The sequence below is a fragment of the Tamlana carrageenivorans genome (assembly GCF_002893765.1).
GTDB classification, from domain to species: domain Bacteria; phylum Bacteroidota; class Bacteroidia; order Flavobacteriales; family Flavobacteriaceae; genus Pseudotamlana; species Pseudotamlana carrageenivorans.
The window spans coordinates 3,208,296-3,227,759 of record NZ_CP025938.1 but is presented as its reverse complement, the minus strand read 5'-3'; the positions used below and the strand labels follow the sequence as shown (position 1 = coordinate 3,227,759).

Sequence of the window (19,464 nt, the reverse complement as noted above, 5' to 3'; positions counted from 1 at the left end):
AAAGTTAGCTGACTTAGTGAATAAGTAAAAAGTGGGCTTTTGGGACGAATTAACTTTATCAGAGCAATCTGAATTAAAACAAAGTATTCAGGAACTTGATAAAGGAAAAGGGGCGGGACAGCGAGTCATTTCTAAAGAAAATTTCTTAGTGAAAGTATTCTTATCAGAACTTGCCGAATCAAAACTTTTAAACCCAATATTTACTGGAACGGTGGAACTTAAAAACTTGTAATCATTTTAATAGTTTACGATCCCTTAATGATTTAGTGAGACTGTATCCCATATCACCCCCTCGGATCTGTAAGTACTTCCAGTTTCCTACTCCAAATAATATCCAAACTACAAAAATCGAAATCGGCGGTTACCGTACCATAACAGGCATACACGCCAATACCGTGGATTGGATATTGGTTTACAACTTTGGTGAAATGCACCGTATCAAAATAATGCCCCTCCTGATCGGTAAAGGTGCAAAAACGGATGCGTTTACCCTGTGATGTTTTATGAAATCGGGTATTAACCAACAGCCCATATAACAATACGCGTGTATTGATGTGGTGTTTTAGATCTTTAGCTTTAATATGCGGTTGCAAGTTTTCATTAATGAGGTTGAAATATGAACACAGAGGAAAGCCCAGCAGTTCCATTTGGTCGTAAGCATCCTCAATAGCCGAAGCCTGTAAGCTAGGCAACACAAACGTCTTCTGTTGCGGTTTAAACAGTTTGCCCTGTGCTGTTTTTGATTTGTTGGCATTACACTTAAAAATGGCCTGCCAAAGCAGTTCGGTTTTGGGTTGGCCAGTAAACCTTAAGGCATCGATACGAATAAGAATGGTGAGTTGTTCGATACTGATGGTAACACGATCTATCACATCGGCTAAAGATGTGAATGGCCCATTAAAATTCCGTTCGGTAAGCAGACGTTTTACCACCAAGGTTTCCAAACTTTTCAGGTAGCCTAAACCTAAGTAAATGGTTTTCCCTTTAATGATGTTGTAATGTTCGCTGGTATTAATGCAAGGTGCTTGTACCTCGGCGCCCCACATTTTAGCTTCATGAATATAATGCTCGGCACTGTAAAATCCGCCACCGTTATTGAGTACTGCTACCATAAACTCTAAAGGATAGTAGCATTTTAAATACAGACTTTGGTAACTCTCTACCGCATAGGACGCCGAATGCCCTTTGGCAAAGGCATAGCCCGCAAAGCTTTTAATCTGGTTCCAAACCGTTATGGTGAGGTCGTTTGGATACCCTTTGGCTTTACAATTATTGATGAATTTTTCTTCTACAGCAACAAACTCGGCTAGGGAGCGAAACTTACCACTCATACCACGGCGAAGTACATCAGCTTCACCCAAAGTTAAATCGGCAAACTGGTTAGCAACTTTGAGCACATCTTCCTGATAGACCATAATGCCATAGGTTTCTGGCATAATTTCCAACAGTTTCGAATTGGCTTGTTTTCGGGTTTCGGGATAACGCTGGCGTTTAATGTATTCCTGTTTCATCCCCGAACTGGACACGCCTGGGCGGATGATGGAACTCGCTGCTACAAGTCCGATATAATCCTGCGTTTGCAGTTTTTGCATGAGGCCGCGCATGGCGGGCGATTCGACATAATACGCTCCAATGGCTCGTCCGCTTTTTAAAAGCGCATTGATATTGGGGTCTTTTTTAAATTGTTCTACTTGGGTAATATCAATAGCCGGTGCTTCAGGACGATTGTACTGAATAATTTCAATGGCTTCCTTGATTTTTGCAAGGCCACGTTGTCCGAGAATATCGAATTTAAAGATGCCGGTATCTTCAGCAATAATCATATCAAATTGTACCGTTGGGAAACCTTTTGGTGGTAAATCGGTTGCCGAATAATAATGAATGGGCTCTTGTAAAATAAGGATACCACAAGAATGTACACTTAAATGATTGGGAAATCCTTGAATGAGTTTGCTGTATTTTATCACCAAACTAGACATCTCGTCCAAAGCTTGTGTTTGGTGTTTATCGGCTGCCAGTTTATCAATTTCCTCTTTGGGTAGACCGAATACTTTACCCAATTCACGTACGACAGCCCGATATTTAAAAGTGTTGTAAGTGGCTAATAAAGCCACATTCTTGAAACGTTTGAAAATATACTGGGTAATATCTTCGCGATCTTTCCACGAAAAATCGATATCAAAATCTGGTGGCGATGCCCGATAGGGGTTGATAAAACGTTCGAAATACAAATCGAGTTCGATAGGATCGACATCGGTTATACCAATAATATACGCCACAATACTATTGGCGCCGCTCCCCCGCCCTACATGAATATAACCTTGGGATTTGGCATAGCTGATGATGTCGTAATTAATAAGAAAATACGATACAAAATCCATGGCACTTATGGTTTGAAGTTCGGTTTGTAATCGGGATTTCACTTTGGTGCTAGGCTGGCTGTAGCGTTTGGAAAGCTTCTCGTAACAGAGTTTTTCTAGATACTGGTAATCGGCAGCATTTGACTCTAAATAGGTTTGCTGATTTTGGGAAATACGATTTGCTCCAAAAGTAAAATGGATGTGGCATTGCTCCAGAAGTTGTTTGGTATTTTCGATTATGAAAGGAAACATTTCAAATGCTTGTTCCAATTCGGAAAGCGGCAACATGCTATCGTCTGGATGACATTCTTCAGTTTTCTGAAGCTTACTTAACAGGGTGTTATTATCGATAGCCCTGAGCAAACGATGCGCATTAAAATCACGTTTATTGCGGACGGTTACTTGCTGCTGAATGACTAATTTATGGGTGTACTTAATGTATTTAGAAAATGGGAGTTTCCGAAGTTCTGCCACCGAAACACCTATAAACTCATGGGCTTTAAAATCGGTTTTATCCTGTTCTAAAACGGCTTCAAAAGGATAAATAATATAAGCATTCTTTAACTCTGGGGCTTCGTTAGGAATCACTTGTTTGTTATGACTGAAGCTTGATAATACCTCATTCAATTCCTGAAACCCCAAATTATTTTTAGCAATTCCCACAAACTGTTGGGTGGCACCATTTCTAAAATCGATACCAACAATGGGTTTGATATTATAATCTGAAGCTTTTCTGATAAAATTCAAACAAGCTGAAGTATTATTGATATCGGTTAATACCAAAGATGGCACACCATGCGTTTGGGCAAGCTCTAAAAGTTCTATTTCAGAAAAGGTTCCGAAGCGAATCGAATAGTATGTGTGGCAATTGAGGTACATTGCTGCTGGGCTTTATTTTGAATTTTTAATTTAAGGATAACGAAAAACAGTAATTAAAGTGACCTGTCATTTCTATGAAAACAAATGCTATCAACTTTAAATATCACTGATTTACTGCCTACGATGCGCCAAAACAATTGGCGGTTCGCCATTAAACGGATTCTGAGTACCTCCAATAGTTTTTGCACCTAAGGCTGATGCTTTTTGGATGCTGTGCTCGCCATAACGATTTTTAATTTTATCCATGGCGTTGTAAAGACTAAGCATCTCTTCGGTATCGTCGAACAAATTAATTTGGTAGTTTCCGGTTACCAGGTTACTCAGTTTTACCCCCACCAAACGGATTAACAAGCGGCGTTGGTAGAGTTTTTCGAATAGTTCCAATACTCTAGGAATAATCACATGGTCGGCACTGGAATACGGGATTTGTATCTGTTTGGAATAGGTATTAAAATCGGAATAACGAATCTTCACGCTTACACAGGCCGCCAATTTATTACCCTTTCGGAGTTGATACGCCAAACTTTCTGCCATAGCAAAAATGGTGGTTCGGAGCTTATGCATATCAATCGTATCTTTCCAAAAAGTGCGTTCCATAGAAATGGATTTGCGTTCGTGAAACGGAATGAGCGGCGGATTATCAATACCCAAAGCGCGTTTCCAAATGGTGCGGCCGTTAACACCTAACACACTGGTAAGCATTTCAACAGGCATTTGCTGAATAACACTAATTTTATCGATACCCAGATTACGCAAGATCTGATACGTTTTATTACCCACAGACGGAATCTTTTTAATGGATAGCGGTGCTAAAAAGGCTTTCTCAAAGCCTTGATCAATACGCAGCTTGTTATTGGGTTTGGCTTCGCCAGTAGCTACTTTAGATACTATTTTATTAGCCGATAGTCCGAATGAAATGGGTAAACCTGTTTCCTTAATAATGCTGGTTCGTAATTCTGATGCGTATTTATAGGAACCAAAAAAATGGTCCATACCGGTTAAATCGGCATAAAACTCATCGATGCTAGCCTTTTCAAATACAGGTACTTTTTCTTTAATAATATCGGTTACCTGATGTGAGTATTTAGAATATACCGAAGCATTGCCACGAATCACTACCGCTTCGGGACAAAGGCGTCTAGCGACTTTCATGGACATGCCCGAATGAACTCCGAATTTTCTGGTCTCGTAACTACAGGCAGACACCACACCGCGATCGCCTGTACCACCAACAAGAATAGGGCGTTTTTGTAAACGGCTATCTATAAGGCGTTCGCAGGACACAAAAAAAGTATCGAGATCCATATGGAGTATATTTTTATTCATACTGCAAAATTAGCTACATTTACAATCTTTTATTGCTAACATTTGTAGTAATATAGTTTTTTAACATCCAAAACGTTTCATATTGAGATAAACGATTTGTTATGAGGAAGGACGCTCGTCACCTACCATCACGTTTTAATCACGGTATGAATTTGTTTTAAAGTGCTGATGAATATTATTTTTTTTTGCGGAACGTCTTCACCGAAGAACACGATGTGTAGATATGACTAAATTAACAGCTTAAATTTTCAGACCATCATATTCTACAGGATCTAAAATACGCGCTATGTTACTATCCGTCTTTGGAGAAAAAAGATCTCTACTTACCGTGTGCGTTTGTAAATGGCTTTCTGGATAAAAAAAGTTTGTGATATCAGTAATTTGTGGTGTGGTAAGATTTGGATCTAGCCAAGATTTTGCATGCTCTGCATCTAAAATTAAAGGCTGTCGCTTTTTAACATTATGCACTTTAGCTAAAAATGGCGAAGCATTTTTAGTAATAATCGAAAACGTAATATAACTTCCTATTACAGAATAAATACCTGCTAGAGCCAAAGGTTTCTGTTCTGTATTTTGAATAAAAAACGGGTATTTCTTTTTTTGATGTTCGTACGGTTCGTAAAAACCTGATACAGGAATGATACACCGCTGTTCGTGTATCGCTTTTTTGTATATGAAATGATTAAACAACTTTTCAGAGCGCGCATTGAGTCCGCCGCCATATTTTACCGCTTCTTTGTAGTAAGACAAAATATGTTCGGGGGTTTTACGATCTGGCACAATGCCCCAAATTCCTGGCGCTAAAACATTATTTTTTTGCTGCGGAATCACGAGCATGTTAGGATGTGAAAATCCGTTTAAGTGATATTGTGGTTTATCGAAAATGGTGCGAATGTCTTCGCTACTTAATGTAACTTTAAAATGCTGTTCTAGCTTTTTTGTTTTTGTAATGGTCGATGTATGAAAACACATGCTGAATTGTTTTCTTGTTTAAAATAACTTAGTACTTCTTTTGTAGCTGTTTTGTTAAACTTTTTATCAGCAACTGAAGAATTAATATATCGCCGTTAGTTATTATTAAGTTTTCTATATCAGAACTTGCTTTTACCTCCTGAAAACAATTATAACAAGAGTAAATATAATTGAAATTTACCCTTGTAAAACCTATAAGTGTAAAACTTACTCGTTTTTATAGTATTAATTTTCAAGAATAACACCACCTCTAATTCAATACAAAAACTTATCTACTAAATATTTAAACATAAACCTAGTAACCCTCAATTTCAAATATCATAACCTATTTTAATACCTCCATACCAATTTCTGGGTATTCTTGGGTAATAATAAGGTGGCTCGGAGTCACCAAATCCTACGGCATTAATGAGAATGGATGAGGCATAAACTTCATTAGTAAAATTATTAACACCAACTGTTTGCGCCTATAAAAAGTGATCGGTAATATGGTTTTTATAAGATAATTTGGCGTTAAAAACGGCATACAGATTGATATAAAGTGCATTGGCATCTTTCATAGGCATATCCCCTATATGTAGAAAATTAGTTATTAGAACTACTTGGTACCCTGTACTTTCCAAATCGTGTTACCAGAGTCGTCGTTTACTAATAAATCCCCTGATGGCGTAGCGGCAACACCATCGGGTTTTCCATAAACTTGGGTATCACTATCTTCGGCAAGATAATAATTTCAGCAAGTTCAATCTGATAAATCAAATTTGATTCACTTTTCAGACAGCCTATCCTTTTACTGCTATACCATGACCTAATACTAATAATCAGGTTTTTTATAATGCAATAGCGCATTTATATTTTGGGGTAGAATTTCACAGAAATTATAAAGGTTTTCTTCCAGTAATAATGTTGTATAAAATAGCGATTACAGCTAATACTAATAAGATGTGTATTAAACTTCCAGTACCTAATCCTGCCACAATACCAAAAAATCCTAACATCCAAACGACAATACAAATAACGGCTACTAGCCAAATAAGACTTCTCATAATATTTAATTTTTAGTGTTAAATTATTTATCCATCATAAATAGCTGTTAGGATGTATTATAAATTTACGGCAATTATATCTCCTTATTTAACTGTAAAGCAAACGTTTTTGCCCTAATCGGTTTTTAAACTCATGAGCGATTTTGTAAATCTCAAAAATATTAGCCATGTATTTTTGTTGCTTTAGAATAGCCGAGTTAGGAAAAAACAGCCCCTTAGGATGGGCAGTCAATGCTTTGAGTTCCACTTTGTGTTTTTAGCTTTTGAATATGCAGTATGAAAAAATCCTGATAGCCCGTATTATAATATCTCCTATCAGATTTCAATGTAAACTAAAGCCTTTACCTTGAAAGCCTTTACCCAAAGAATTTTTCTTTTAGCTGAAAATATTGAGAAGTACCAATACGCCAAAAAAACGATCCTTTTCAAACATTAGCCCATAAAATACACTAAAACCGAAGTCCTAATTGAAAAGTACCACCGCATAGAAACTATAAAATTAATTGCTGATATCGTCTATTTTCTAAAATCCTTTAATACTATCTATTTGTGATTATTTTACTAACTTTTATACTTAAAAAATACAACTTGGCTGATATTGCAAGTAGTAAAAAGGTAAAACCAAACTTCAATATGAAAATTAAATTCAAAAGAAAAAGACTCGTTGCTAATCTAATTATTAGCATCATATGGATCACCTTTGGAACTTACAATATAGTGGATGAAGACCATTTACGATGGACTGATTACGGATATTTGATTCTTGGAGTATTATACTTCGGGCAATATTTACATGATTTAACCTATCAATACCTCACTATTCAAGATGGCATAATCAAAAAAAATGGATTATATGGATATTGGAAAAAAATAAATATGAATGACATCACATGGATTAAAAAATTTGCTGGAGACTATACCCTAAAAACTGAACAAAAAGAAATTAAAATTAATACGGATTTAATTGACAAAAAGGCTTTGGCCGAATTAGATAAAATATTGGGAGCACTGAATTTGCCTTCCGAGAAAACACCTTTTACTAACCCGAATCCGGTACAGTCTTAAGCAATATCCTCTATCACAACAAAGGTAGACACTTCAATGCCGCTAGGCTCATTTAAAATAGACTGACTTTAAAAAAATTAAATGAATAAAAAGTCAGTCTATTTTAAACGTAAAAAAATTATATATTTGGATTAACTAACGGTTCGAAAAAGGGGAAGCTTACATGCGTTTTGGAAAGTCCGTGAGTCCTAGATGGTTGATCTTTCCCTCGCAGGCAAGCATAATACTGGAAACCTCACGAAGTGAGCTACAGCCACTGATCACGGTAAATACCATAGTGGCCAAATGCTCATAGGTGATAAACTTTTTGGTATAGCGATCGCTGTTGTGCTTTTTGGCTGTCCGAGGAACATCTTTGGGCAAAATGAAATTTAATACCTGTTTGATTATGGGGTGTCCGCTAAAGTTTTTACTTTTATTCATATCTTGGATGTGTGATAACTTCAAGATACAAAATAAGCGGGAAATCCTATCTTGGAAATCCCGCTTTTTAAATCTTTTATCGGACACTAATGATTGGTAATCTAAAAGACAGTACGCCTCTTAGAGATTTTTTTCATAGAATCAATTTTAGAAAAGGAAGAGTATCTGCTATTACTGCAACTGCAAGAAAATTAGCAGTAATTATTTGGAATATGATTGTAAAGGGGGTTGCATACCATAACCCAGAGGGTTATCTTTACCTTGACCAAAAAAGAAAACTCGGACTCGTAAAAAGAATGCGCAAGCAAATTGATAAATATGGACTCACAAATCAAGATTTACAAATACCTGAAATACAGTGATTTAATTTTACGTTAGTCAGAAGCTGAGAAACGTATTCAGAAATTTAAAAATTGATGAAATAATGAATAAAAAAGAAATCGCAAGGCAATATATTACTCACCTTGAAAATGGAAATATTGAACAAGTAATCTCTTTATTCAATCAGAATGGAATGGTTGACTCACCACTATACGGAATAAAAAAAGCAGATGAATTTTATCGTGAATTGAATAACGATACTTCAAATTCTGAACTTTATTTCCGTATTCAAGAACTTAACGCAACAAATCTAAATTAATAGATTTGTAATTATGGTACGAAAAAAAACAGGTAGACTTACCCTTAAAGAAAGAATACAGATTGAGACTCTTTTAACTGAAAAAAAGAATAAATCATACATCGCTATAACCATTAACAGAGCTCGATCTACGGTTACAAGAGAAGTTAATAAATGGGTGCAAACAGATAGAGATAAATACTCAGCAGAACTAGCTCATTGGTGCGCCAAAGATGATTACCTAAACAAAAGAAATATTGATAAAATATCTAAGTACCCTAGACTTCGAATTTATGTCTATAGGGGCTTATTATCACAATGGACTCCTGAACAAATTGCTGGAAGACTAAAAGAAGAATTCCCAAATGATCCTATAATGTCTATTTCTCACGAATCAATTTATAGGTACATATATGCAAAGCCTCAAGCTAGTTTAAATAAAAAACTAATTAAACTCCTCGTACGCAAAAAAACAAGACGTAGACCCTCTAAAAAAAGACGCAGAACAGGATCTAAAATATTAAACCAAGTCAGTATAGACCTAAGGCCCGAGCATATTAACCTAAGAAATGAAATCGGACACTGGGAAGGAGATTTAATGATTGGGAAGGATCAAAAATCGGCTATTGGAACTATCGTAGAACGCAAATCTAGATATACATTAATTATCAAACTAAAAGCCAGGAACTCTAAGGAAATTGCTAAAATGTTTTCTAAAGAACTTAACAAACTAGATCCCATATTCAAAAAATCTATGACCTACGATAATGGAATTGAAATGGCAAGACACGAAACAATTACCAAGAAAACAGGTATGAAAATTTACTTTGCACACCCCTATTCTTCTTGGGAAAGAGGTACCAATGAAAACACTAACGGACTCATCAGAAGGTACCTCCCAAAAGGAACAGATTTTAACAAAATTGACTTAAATACATTCATCGAAATTCAAGAAAAATTAAACAATAGACCTCGTAAAATTATTGGATTTAAAACCCCTAATGAAGTTATGATAAAAGAACTAAAAATTGTAGCTTAGACTCATACAAAAAAAAGCAACGTTTGTTGCGTTAGAACCTTGAATGCAGCCAAAATTTTACCGTTAGTCGAGATTAAAAAAAATGAAAGACTTACCATATATTATAGACTTGTCCTTAAAACGTGATAAAATTGAAAATATGGAAAGCTACCCTTTTTCAATTCCTGCAATACGTGAATTTACTTCTATAAAACTAGGCAAAGAAGTTACATTTTTTGTAGGTGAAAATGGTACTGGAAAATCAACATTAATAGAAGCAATAGCTGTTTTATTAGGTTTTAACGCTGAAGGAGGCACTAAAAATTTTAACTTTAGCACACGAAACTCCCATTCAAATCTTCATGAATATTTAAGACTTTCGAAATCATATAAAAAACCCAAAGATGGTTATTTTTTAAGAGCCGAAAGTTATTTTAACGTTGCTACAAATATTGAAGAGCTAGACAAAGAACCAAGTTTCGGTCCAAAAATTATTAACTCATACGGTTCTATACCTCTACATGAACAGTCTCACGGGGAATCATTTCTATCTCTAATTCTTCATAGATTTTCTGGAAAAGGGATTTATATACTTGATGAGCCTGAAGCAGCTCTTTCTCCAACTCGTCAACTTGCATTATTAAGAAGAATGAATCATCTAATATCAGATTCTTCTCAATTTATTATAGCAACTCATTCGCCAATTTTATTAGCATATCCTGAAGCCATTATATATGAATTTAATGACAAAGAAATATCAAGAATAAAATATGAGGATACTGAACATTATCAAATAACTAAAGCATTTCTTGAAAATCCTAAAAAAATGCTTAATGAGTTATTTAAGGAATAGTGAAACTAAAAACTACAGCTAACACCGTATATAATTTATTGCTAGTACTAGTCTACTTACGAAAGTCCTCGCAGACTTTCTATCCCGTTTTTATTTGCTAAATTAGATGCTTAAAACACGCCACTAATCATACACAAACACGTTAGCGTACATGGTTCACTCCAATTCTAAAAACAGTGGTTCAAATACTAAAAATCAAAGCACTCTCCTACTCTTTCCAAACTAAAAAAGTGTTTAAAATATAAATGGTTTTATAAGTTTTGTGGCAAATGGCTATTTCGGAGTGACCATGGCACGTATTTCGGTCAAACCGTGCCACTTTAAGAGATCATACAATAATAGTTAAATTTAATTAATACTGTTCTTTCAACTTACCTTTTCTCAAGGATTCTCCAGTAAGGTTTATCCTATGCGATGAATTTACAATACGATCTAGTATCGCATCAGCGATAGTGCTTTCGCCGATAATATCGTACCAAGCGGATACAGGTATTTGTGAAGCTACAATCGTTGCTTTTTTATCATGTCTTTCATCGATTATGTCCATAAGCGCCTCTCTGTTCTGATTGTCGAAGCTCTGTAAACCAAAATCATCAAGGATAAGCAGATCTACTTTTAATAGTTTTGCAAGTTCTTTAAGGTAAGTGCCATCTACTTTACTTAGTTTTAATCGTTTCATCAGTCTAGCAGTATTTGTGTATAGGGTTCTTTTATTCATCATACAAGCTTGATGTCCCAATGCCTGAGCTATATAACTTTTACCCACTCCAGAGGATCCTGTGATAATCAAGTTTTCCTTTTTTTGTACAAAATCTAGAGTAGCCAAACGCTCGAACATATTTCTGTCCAAGCTTCTGTTGTGCAGGTAATTAATATCTGTAAGTGTAGCTCCCTGCTTAAAGGCTGCTTGCGTTGTAAGCCTTTTTATCTTTCTATTCTGAAGGTCTTCCCATTGGTGATCGGTAAGCAATGCTAGATATTGATCTGGCGTAAGACCCTCTATTCGGTTATCACTAAGGTGGTTGTGATGGAGTTCAGCCATAGCTGTTAATCTCATTTTTCTGAGTTTTTCGATGGTGTGATTTGTATTCATATATGTATAAAATTCCGTATTCAAGAACTTAACGCAACAAATCTAAATTAATAGATTTGTAATTATGGTACGAAAAAAAACAGGTAGACTTACCCTTAAAGAAAGAATACAGATTGAGACTCTTTTAACTGAAAAAAAGAATAAATCATACATCGCTATAACCATTAACAGAGCTCGATCTACGGTTACAAGAGAAGTTAATAAATGGGTGCAAACAGATAGAGATAAATACTCAGCAGAACTAGCTCATTGGTGCGCCAAAGATGATTACCTAAACAAAAGAAATATTGATAAAATATCTAAGTACCCTAGACTTCGAATTTATGTCTATAGGGGCTTATTATCACAATGGACTCCTGAACAAATTGCTGGAAGACTAAAAGAAGAATTCCCAAATGATCCTATAATGTCTATTTCTCACGAATCAATTTATAGGTACATATATGCAAAGCCTCAAGCTAGTTTAAATAAAAAACTAATTAAACTCCTCGTACGCAAAAAAACAAGACGTAGACCCTCTAAAAAAAGACGCAGAACAGGATCTAAAATATTAAACCAAGTCAGTATAGACCTAAGGCCCGAGCATATTAACCTAAGAAATGAAATCGGACACTGGGAAGGAGATTTAATGATTGGGAAGGATCAAAAATCGGCTATTGGAACTATCGTAGAACGCAAATCTAGATATACATTAATTATCAAACTAAAAGCCAGGAACTCTAAGGAAATTGCTAAAATGTTTTCTAAAGAACTTAACAAACTAGATCCCATATTCAAAAAATCTATGACCTACGATAATGGAATTGAAATGGCAAGACACGAAACAATTACCAAGAAAACAGGTATGAAAATTTACTTTGCACACCCCTATTCTTCTTGGGAAAGAGGTACCAATGAAAACACTAACGGACTCATCAGAAGGTACCTCCCAAAAGGAACAGATTTTAACAAAATTGACTTAAATACATTCATCGAAATTCAAGAAAAATTAAACAATAGACCTCGTAAAATTATTGGATTTAAAACCCCTAATGAAGTTATGATAAAAGAACTAAAAATTGTAGCTTAGACTCATACAAAAAAAAGCAACGTTTGTTGCGTTAGAACCTTGAATGCAGCAATTTAAGTGATTTTTTCGTGTTGTTTTTACTTATAATTGGATGCCCCACGGATGTTCGCATGCTTGGGGATATGAGAACCTCGGTCTGTTTCTTCTTGTAGGAATAAGGAGCTTTGATCTAGATTATTCTTCAGTATGTTGGTTATCCTGTTGTAGCTTACAGCATCAGCCTGTATGGCTCTTTTGCAAGCATTATCTAACCTTTGGGAGCCATAAGACTTATGGAGTTGTATAACGCCCATAGCTCTTTTATACCCTGTTTCAGGATAATCCAACGCAGCAATAATCCGCTCGACACATGCTGCAACATAACTACCATGGACAGCTGCCTTGTTCTTAAAGTATTGCGGACTCCACTGGCTGTATTGTTTATGAGAACTACTAAGGTGATCCTTGTTGGTTATGTATGCGCCTTTGGAACCGCTACGTTGGTGTATAGCTATGCGCTGTTGATTATAATACACCTCTACCATGCCTTTGGTATAGTGTAGCGTGGTTTCCTTGCCAATGTAACGATATGGAACGCTGTAGTAAGTCTTATCTGGTGAAAAATAGATATAGCCTATTTTCTGAACCTTAGCTCTTCTATATTCTTTTATCTCGTAGCGTGTACTGCTTAAGGGTTTTAGATACTCTCGTTCGACGCTTTGGAAGAGCTCCAGACGACTAGCTTCTTTGCGTTGGAATAATAGGTTGTTGTAGCACTCTAGCAGAAGTTTTATCTCTTTGTTTAGATCTGCTAAAGAAAAAAAGGTCATTTCCCGAAGGGGATAATAAATCCGTTGATAAGCTAGATGCACCGCGTTTTCCACCAGCGCTTTATCTTGAGGGGAGTAACTACGCGTTGGATTGACCACGCAGTTGTAATGGCGGGCAAAGTCTTTAAAACTACGGTTAACCTGAGCTTCGTATCTACTAGATCTGGTAACGGCTGATTTTAGATTGTCTGATACGATGGCCTTGGGTACTCCCCCGTAGAAATGAAGGGCGTTTTCGCAACAACTTATAAAATCTTCACGCTTTTGGCTCATACAAGCCTCAACATAGGTATACTGACTGTTAGGGAGCATGGCAACAAAGACCTCTACTGGAAGTATCTCGCCTGTGATTTTGTCTACTATCTGAAGTTTTTTTCCAGCAAAGTCCACGAACATCTCTTTCCCTGCCTCGTGTTCAAGTTTCATAGATCCCTTGATCTTGGCATATTTACGATGGTAATGCTCCATGAATTGAGTGTAACTATAAGGGTCTTTAACCTTTTGACTATATTCTGTGTAGTGGTACAAAAAAGTAAATCCTGGGTGGTTCCGAGCCTTATTAATACTTTCAAAATAAAACATCAATTCATCATAGCGTTTGTTATTTATGGTTGTATGAGATGTAAAGAGCTTTTCTAGGGTGTGGTTGTCTAGCTTTAATAACTCCTTAAAACTATAACCACTACCTTTAAATAGGTGTATATAGCTATTTATAGTGTTGCGGGAAATGCCAAGTGTGGCTCCAATTTGACGGTTACTATAACCATCTTGTTTTAAGTTGATAATTTGTTTTAGGTCCATTGGATCAAGTGTGTTGGCCATATCGCTTTTTAGAGCAATAAGGTAATTACTTGATCTCTTAAAGTGGCACAAATCGAAACGGAAACATTGGCACAAATCAAACCGTTTTTAGCTAACTCAATTTCCGTGTGGCACAATTTAAACCGAAATCAACGGCACAGTAACTCCGAAATCACTGGCACAAATCGAACCGTGTTAGCCAGCAAAGCAAAACGTAACAAATCGGACTTTCTTACTCAGCCGATTTCGGACAATAACAATACGAAACTCGTACTGCAGACTAACAAACTTTGCAGCAAAACAAACCGGAATAATTTAGATTTCACTCACTCTTGCGATTTCGGATCATAGCAATACGCAATCTGGATGGCGGACTGATAAACTGCATGGCAAAGCAAAACGATATAATTCGGAATTTATTACTCAGACGATTTCGAACCAAAGTAATACGCAAATATTACGGCGGACTGAAAAACATTGCGTTTATCAAAACCAAATAAATCGGACTTCACTCACTCATGCGGCTACGGATTCCATGCAAACGCAATTTACACGGTAAATTAACACCTGAAAATCAGTTGTTTAATTATATTTTATATCATTAGTGTCCGATAAAAGATTTAAAAAGCGGGATTTCCAAGATAGGATTTCCCGCTTATTTTGTATCTTGAAGTTATCACACATCCAAGATATGAATAAAAGTAAAAACTTTAGCGGACAACCCATAATCAAACAGGTATTAAATTTCATTTTACCCAAAGATGTTCATCGGACAGCCAAAAAGCACAACAGCGATCGCTATACCAAAAAGTTTACCACCTATGAGCATTTGGCCACTATGGTATTTACCGTGATCAGTGGCTGTAGCTCACTTCGTGAGGTTTCCAGTATTATGCTTGCCTGCGAGGGAAAGATCAACCATCTAGGACTCACGGACTTTCCAAAACGCAGTACCTTGTCAGATGCTAACAGGAGAAGAAGCTCTGAAGTATTTGCCGATATTTATCATTTACTCTACAAACGTTACCATCGCTTTTTATCGGACAGCAGACCCTTAGAACCTGCAGTGAAGAACCTTAAAATCGTTGATTCCTCGACCATCCCCCTATTTAGTGACATTCTTAAAGGTGTAGGAAGGAACCCGCTCAACGGCAAAAAGAAAGGAGGTATCAAGATGCATACTATGATAAACGCCATGGAAGACGTTTCTTGTCTGATTAAGTTTTCAAGCGCGGCCACGCACGACCACACCTTTTTAAAAGACCTGGAACTCAAGAAGGGCTCTTATGTGGTTTTTGACAAAGGGTATGTGGATTATGAGCAATACCAAAAATGGACACTGGAAGATGTTTACTTTGTGACTCGGCAAAAGGACAATGCTCGCTATACAAGCCTTGAAGAGTTTGATATCTCCAATAAAGTGGACGATGCTGTCTTAAAGGACGAAAAAATAGGGCTTACGGACAAAAACGGCAATGCTTTTTCCCTGAGGAGAATCGCTTTTTGGCACGAAAAGCACCAAAAAGTTTATGAGTTCATCACTAATAATTATGATCTTGACGCAGACAAAATAGCCGACATCTATAAAAATAGGTGGCAGATTGAGACGATGTTCAAGCGGCTTAAACAGAACTTTCCGCTAAAGTATTTTTTGGGAGACAATCAAAATGCCATCGAAATACAAATCTGGGTCAGTTTGATAATCCAGCTCATTATGCTTGTGATCCAAAGAAAAGCCCAAAGAAACTGGGCTTATTCCAATATGATGTCCGTCATACGATACCATTTGATGACATATATCGATTTGTTCAAATTCCTGAAAAACCCAGAAGCTAATTGGGAAGAGATTACAACCAAAAACATTGGGCAATTAAGCCTTTTTGACCCATAAGGAGGTTCTGTTTTCAAAATAAAGAGTGCGATCAATAAAAAAGGCCAACACCAAAGCTTTTTTAGCTAATTCTGTTTTTTATCGGACAACAATAATTTTATATAGTATTCTAAAAATTTCACGTACGCTAACAACATGTATAATTAATTGCTTTGGTCTGTCATTACTTGGAAAATTCATGCAGAATTTTCTCGCTTTCGGTTTTATTTACTAAATTAGTACATAATGCGCAACTAAATCATAGATGTAGACGTTGTAGCCAATTTCAAAAAATAAATTTGAGTAATAACAATAATAATTATTAACTTTTTTTTAAAATGTAAGATTATGAAAAAAACACTCCTCTTCCAAAAGTTACTAGTAATCTTTGTGATATTTTTTTATACACAAACGAGTTATTCACAAACAACTTATACGGTAACATCAACTTCCAATACAGGCCCCGGTTCCTTTACAGAAGCCGTTACTAAGGCAAATGCTAATCCCGGAACTGACATCATTGAATTTACCCCAGGTCTGCAAGTAGATGCCAATGTTCCAAACGTAGGTCCTTCTAATGATATTATGGCAAAAATAACCGAGTCTGTAATTATTGACGGAAAAGGCGGAGCTCTTAATGGAAAACAATTTTGGATTAATTCATCAGGAATCGTAAATAGTTTAAGCTTTTGTCCTGGCGATGTCCCTACTACATTACAAACTGCATATATGCCAGGATTTATTGAAGTTGGAACTTTTGACCAAGACAACTCTGGCATCGATGTAATCATAAGAAATCTAAATATTAGTCAATTTAATCAGGTGGCAAAAATAAATAAAAATGCATCGTTAGTGCTTGAAAACTTTAAGGCTACTGATACATGGGCAACATACCTTTGTTCTGGTAACGAAATGATTGAAGCCTATGAAGGTGTTGATTTAACCATAAAAGATTCAGAATTTAACGAGGCTATAAACTGGGCAATTCCTGGTATTGCAGCCTCAATAGAAGGAGTTAGTAATGCAGGTAATTTAAAAATCGAGAGGACGGTATTTAAAGGTCTTTATAATAGTGAGCAACCTGCTGTTCTTTGGATTGGTAAAACGGGCTCTGTAGTAAATATCGTTAGCTCAAGATTTCAATATTCAGGCGGAATATCTATCTACGGGCATAGTGAAAGTAATATTGTGAACTCAATTTGGACCACTTATTACTTTGAAACTCCTAACAGAGGGGATATTATTGTAAATTCTTCAAGCGGGGATATGAACATCATTGCCTCATCATTTGTATGGAATACGAATCAATGTAATCTTTTGTGCCAAGGTGATGGTTTAAACAATCTTTTTGAAATTGTTAGTTCGGGAAACATCAACTTTATGCAATCTGCAGTTGGATTTAATTTTAATGCCGTACCAGGTGAAGCAGAGCTCAATACTCTTGGCATATTTGGCTCGGCAACAGGAGTATTTACGGCTGATGAATACACTTGGATGCAGCCCACCACACAGCAAAATGCTGCTCAATTAAAAACAATTACTAATCAACCAGCTTTATTAACGGATTCATTTGGATTCAACGGATCGGTTGTTGGTTTAACAGAGGATTATGATGTAGAAATGGCAACACCAGCCTTTCCTGGTGAACTAATTGATGTTATCCCTTTAAGCAGTACATTGACTAATCCAATTGATGGTTTACCCATAACATTGGATGTAGTTGGAAATCCCAGATTAGACGCTAACAATAAGCGTGATATCGGTGCACTGCAATTAGGTCTCACACCATTTCTTGCCGTAAATAGCAACGGTGATGCATTTGTGGAATTGAGCTGGAACGAGCCCCTTCACCATAATGGTTTAGCGATAATTAAATATGAGATTTTATATTCCGAAAGCGGTGGATCGGGAACAACCATAACCATAGATCCCCCAGCCCTTACTAAAACAATAAGCGGCCTGACAAACGGTACAGATTATGATTTTCAGGTGAGAGCCATATACACCGGTCCCGAAAATGGTCCATATAGTAATATCGTGACAGCAAGACCTATAGGTTCTTTAGGTGATTTTACGCTAACTGCTGTGCCGGGCAACACAGAGGTATCCCTTTCATGGACTCAACCGGATTTGGGTGGACGTGATTTTGAGGCATACACAATCCTTTGGCGTGTACAGGGTGCGACTGATTATATTGGGGCTCTTGCTACCTATAGTCCAAGTGAAACCAATATTACCGTAACTGGACTAACCAATGGAAATACTTACGAGTTTGTTGTAACAGTTAATGCATCAGGCGACATTAATCAGGCCTTTGCAATAGCCACTCCTAATACTGGACTTGGAATAGATGATTTAGACTTGATAAATGGTAAGTTTTCATATTATCCTAATCCAGTTCATGACTACCTTCATATTGATTTAGATGAAGAGTTTCAGGCTAAGCTTTTTTCAATTAATGGAGCTTTGTTAATGGAAATAAAAAATAAAAAAAATATTGATGTTTCTAAATTTAATACTGGAATATATATATTACAAATTCAAGTTAATGATAAATTATATTCTGGCAAGATTTTGAAAAAATAATTGAACTAACTTTAAATTCAATAACGTTAATTTTTAATTTAGCAATTTGAGTAGGTAAAGGGGGATCCCACCCCTAAACCTCTCACAAAACAGTAAGTGATAATCTCGCATCATACTTTAGCTTTCCCTTTTTTAGGACACCTTAAAGTTCGACAAATAATTTTTATTTAGGTCAGATTTGATGAAGAATTTAAATTCAATTTCATTTATTGGAGTTTAGTTTCATTTGGGTTTGTAATTATAATATTTAGGTTAAAAAAATAAATTCAGCCAATCACATAAAAAATTAATAAGTTGATTGTCACATATATTTAAATTTCCATTTTAAGCACATCCAAAATCCTCCCAAATTTAGTAGTATTGCACTTCTAAATTTTACACATGATCAAACGCACCAAAGCTTCTATTTCAAAATGTATCTTACATAAGGTTGGAAACAAATTCAACAGTACCAAAAATACTTTTTCTGAGCAACCTATAGATTTTGATGAAGCCAGTTATGACTTAATACTGCCTTACTTATTGCGTCCCTTTAGCAGTGTAGCAGAAAGCTACCGTTTTAATCCAGATAGCGCGGACTTGTACCTTAAATCCGTAGGTTGTAGTATTTTGCTTAGCTGTAATGATTTTTAGTAGTATTTCTCATTTTTTCAGGTGTTAATTGTTTGAAGTTTT

The 19,464-nt window shown here is 36.1% G+C and carries 18 protein-coding genes; 10 read left to right on the top strand and 8 right to left on the bottom strand.

The features are described 5' to 3' along the window. The first annotated feature begins 31 nt into the window (after positions 1-31). Positions 32-232 carry a hypothetical protein gene (locus C1A40_RS18340; RefSeq protein ID WP_199287715.1) on the top strand — a complete coding sequence of 67 codons (201 nt, stop codon included), beginning with the start codon at positions 32-34 and terminating at the stop codon, positions 230-232. 52 nt (positions 233-284) lie between these two features. Here C1A40_RS18340 and C1A40_RS14180 read toward each other — a convergent pair whose 3' ends face one another. From C1A40_RS14180 to C1A40_RS18220, 5 genes are all read right to left on the bottom strand, one after another. Further along, positions 285-3,239: a DNA polymerase III subunit alpha gene (locus tag C1A40_RS14180; protein ID WP_102996464.1), complete on the bottom strand. Its 2,955-nt coding sequence runs from the start codon at positions 3,237-3,239 to the stop codon at positions 285-287. 111 nt (positions 3,240-3,350) lie between these two features. Then, positions 3,351-4,565 (bottom strand): DNA polymerase IV, encoded by a 1,215-nt coding sequence (gene dinB / locus C1A40_RS14175; protein ID WP_102996463.1) that lies wholly within the window; start codon positions 4,563-4,565, stop codon positions 3,351-3,353. 240 nt (positions 4,566-4,805) lie between these two features. Then, positions 4,806-5,537, bottom strand: a complete 732-nt coding sequence (locus C1A40_RS14170; RefSeq protein WP_102996462.1) for an SOS response-associated peptidase — start codon at positions 5,535-5,537, stop codon at positions 4,806-4,808. A gap of 878 nt (positions 5,538-6,415) precedes the next feature. After that, positions 6,416-6,583, bottom strand: a complete 168-nt coding sequence (locus tag C1A40_RS18225; RefSeq protein ID WP_158651376.1) for a lmo0937 family membrane protein — start codon at positions 6,581-6,583, stop codon at positions 6,416-6,418. Positions 6,584-6,671: 88 nt separating this feature from the next. Beyond that, entirely contained in the window at positions 6,672-6,830 is a 159-nt protein-coding gene (locus C1A40_RS18220) for a hypothetical protein (RefSeq protein ID WP_158651375.1), read from the bottom strand. 386 nt (positions 6,831-7,216) lie between these two features. Between C1A40_RS18220 and C1A40_RS14165 the strand changes: the two genes are divergently transcribed. After that, positions 7,217-7,648 carry a hypothetical protein gene (locus C1A40_RS14165; RefSeq protein ID WP_102997228.1) on the top strand — a complete coding sequence of 144 codons (432 nt, stop codon included), beginning with the start codon at positions 7,217-7,219 and terminating at the stop codon, positions 7,646-7,648. 159 nt (positions 7,649-7,807) lie between these two features. Here C1A40_RS14165 and C1A40_RS14160 read toward each other — a convergent pair whose 3' ends face one another. Next, the gene (locus tag C1A40_RS14160; protein ID WP_102996461.1) at positions 7,808-8,071 is read right to left on the bottom strand and encodes a DUF4372 domain-containing protein; all 264 of its coding nucleotides are present in this window, start codon (positions 8,069-8,071) and stop codon (positions 7,808-7,810) included. An 89-nt stretch (positions 8,072-8,160) separates the two neighbouring features. On the opposite strand from C1A40_RS14160, the gene C1A40_RS14155 reads away from it, so the two are divergent. From C1A40_RS14155 to C1A40_RS14140, 4 genes are all read left to right on the top strand, one after another. Continuing rightward, complete coding sequence (locus tag C1A40_RS14155; protein ID WP_199287714.1) at positions 8,161-8,433, top strand: hypothetical protein; 273 nt, start codon at positions 8,161-8,163, stop codon at positions 8,431-8,433. 62 nt (positions 8,434-8,495) lie between these two features. After that, positions 8,496-8,711, top strand: coding sequence for a hypothetical protein (locus C1A40_RS14150; protein ID WP_102996460.1), 216 nt, complete (start codon positions 8,496-8,498; stop codon positions 8,709-8,711). 13 nt (positions 8,712-8,724) lie between these two features. Then, positions 8,725-9,729: an IS30 family transposase gene (locus C1A40_RS14145; RefSeq protein WP_102994224.1), complete on the top strand. Its 1,005-nt coding sequence runs from the start codon at positions 8,725-8,727 to the stop codon at positions 9,727-9,729. A gap of 82 nt (positions 9,730-9,811) precedes the next feature. Continuing rightward, positions 9,812-10,561: an AAA family ATPase gene (locus C1A40_RS14140; RefSeq protein WP_102996459.1), complete on the top strand. Its 750-nt coding sequence runs from the start codon at positions 9,812-9,814 to the stop codon at positions 10,559-10,561. A 352-nt stretch (positions 10,562-10,913) separates the two neighbouring features. On the opposite strand, the gene istB is transcribed toward C1A40_RS14140, so the two are convergent. Continuing rightward, positions 10,914-11,654: an IS21-like element helper ATPase IstB gene (istB, locus tag C1A40_RS14135; protein WP_102996458.1), complete on the bottom strand. Its 741-nt coding sequence runs from the start codon at positions 11,652-11,654 to the stop codon at positions 10,914-10,916. Between the two features lie 64 nt (positions 11,655-11,718). Between istB and C1A40_RS14130 the strand changes: the two genes are divergently transcribed. Further along, entirely contained in the window at positions 11,719-12,723 is a 1,005-nt protein-coding gene (locus tag C1A40_RS14130) for an IS30 family transposase (protein WP_102994224.1), read from the top strand. Positions 12,724-12,800: 77 nt separating this feature from the next. On the opposite strand, the gene istA is transcribed toward C1A40_RS14130, so the two are convergent. After that, the gene (istA, locus tag C1A40_RS14125; RefSeq protein WP_102994848.1) at positions 12,801-14,354 is read right to left on the bottom strand and encodes an IS21 family transposase; all 1,554 of its coding nucleotides are present in this window, start codon (positions 14,352-14,354) and stop codon (positions 12,801-12,803) included. Between the two features lie 670 nt (positions 14,355-15,024). Here istA and C1A40_RS14120 point away from each other — a divergent pair. From C1A40_RS14120 to C1A40_RS14110, 3 genes are all read left to right on the top strand, one after another. Next, positions 15,025-16,224: an IS4 family transposase gene (locus C1A40_RS14120; protein WP_102996457.1), complete on the top strand. Its 1,200-nt coding sequence runs from the start codon at positions 15,025-15,027 to the stop codon at positions 16,222-16,224. A 327-nt stretch (positions 16,225-16,551) separates the two neighbouring features. Continuing rightward, a complete protein-coding gene (locus tag C1A40_RS14115) occupies positions 16,552-18,789 on the top strand; it encodes a fibronectin type III domain-containing protein (RefSeq protein ID WP_102996456.1) in 2,238 nt (745 codons plus the stop codon). Positions 18,790-19,170: 381 nt separating this feature from the next. Further along, a complete protein-coding gene (locus C1A40_RS14110) occupies positions 19,171-19,422 on the top strand; it encodes a hypothetical protein (RefSeq protein ID WP_199287713.1) in 252 nt (83 codons plus the stop codon). The last annotated feature ends 42 nt before the right edge of the window (positions 19,423-19,464 follow it).

Coding starts and splice junctions, on each gene's coding strand:
- C1A40_RS14180 (WP_102996464.1), bottom strand. CDS start 3,239: ATGTACCTCAATTGCCACACATACTATTCGATTCGCTTCGGAACCTTT.
- C1A40_RS14170 (WP_102996462.1), bottom strand. CDS start 5,537: ATGTGTTTTCATACATCGACCATTACAAAAACAAAAAAGCTAGAACAG.
- C1A40_RS14160 (WP_102996461.1), bottom strand. CDS start 8,071: ATGAATAAAAGTAAAAACTTTAGCGGACACCCCATAATCAAACAGGTA.
- istB (WP_102996458.1), bottom strand. CDS start 11,654: ATGAATACAAATCACACCATCGAAAAACTCAGAAAAATGAGATTAACA.
- C1A40_RS14140 (WP_102996459.1), top strand. CDS start 9,812: ATGAAAGACTTACCATATATTATAGACTTGTCCTTAAAACGTGATAAA.
- C1A40_RS14130 (WP_102994224.1), top strand. CDS start 11,719: ATGGTACGAAAAAAAACAGGTAGACTTACCCTTAAAGAAAGAATACAG.
- C1A40_RS14150 (WP_102996460.1), top strand. CDS start 8,496: ATGAATAAAAAAGAAATCGCAAGGCAATATATTACTCACCTTGAAAAT.
- istA (WP_102994848.1), bottom strand. CDS start 14,354: ATGGCCAACACACTTGATCCAATGGACCTAAAACAAATTATCAACTTA.
- dinB (WP_102996463.1), bottom strand. CDS start 4,565: ATGAATAAAAATATACTCCATATGGATCTCGATACTTTTTTTGTGTCC.
- C1A40_RS14165 (WP_102997228.1), top strand. CDS start 7,217: ATGAAAATTAAATTCAAAAGAAAAAGACTCGTTGCTAATCTAATTATT.
- C1A40_RS14120 (WP_102996457.1), top strand. CDS start 15,025: ATGAATAAAAGTAAAAACTTTAGCGGACAACCCATAATCAAACAGGTA.
- C1A40_RS18225 (WP_158651376.1), bottom strand. CDS start 6,583: ATGAGAAGTCTTATTTGGCTAGTAGCCGTTATTTGTATTGTCGTTTGG.
- C1A40_RS14145 (WP_102994224.1), top strand. CDS start 8,725: ATGGTACGAAAAAAAACAGGTAGACTTACCCTTAAAGAAAGAATACAG.
- C1A40_RS14110 (WP_199287713.1), top strand. CDS start 19,171: ATGATCAAACGCACCAAAGCTTCTATTTCAAAATGTATCTTACATAAG.
- C1A40_RS14115 (WP_102996456.1), top strand. CDS start 16,552: ATGAAAAAAACACTCCTCTTCCAAAAGTTACTAGTAATCTTTGTGATA.
- C1A40_RS14155 (WP_199287714.1), top strand. CDS start 8,161: ATGATTGGTAATCTAAAAGACAGTACGCCTCTTAGAGATTTTTTTCAT.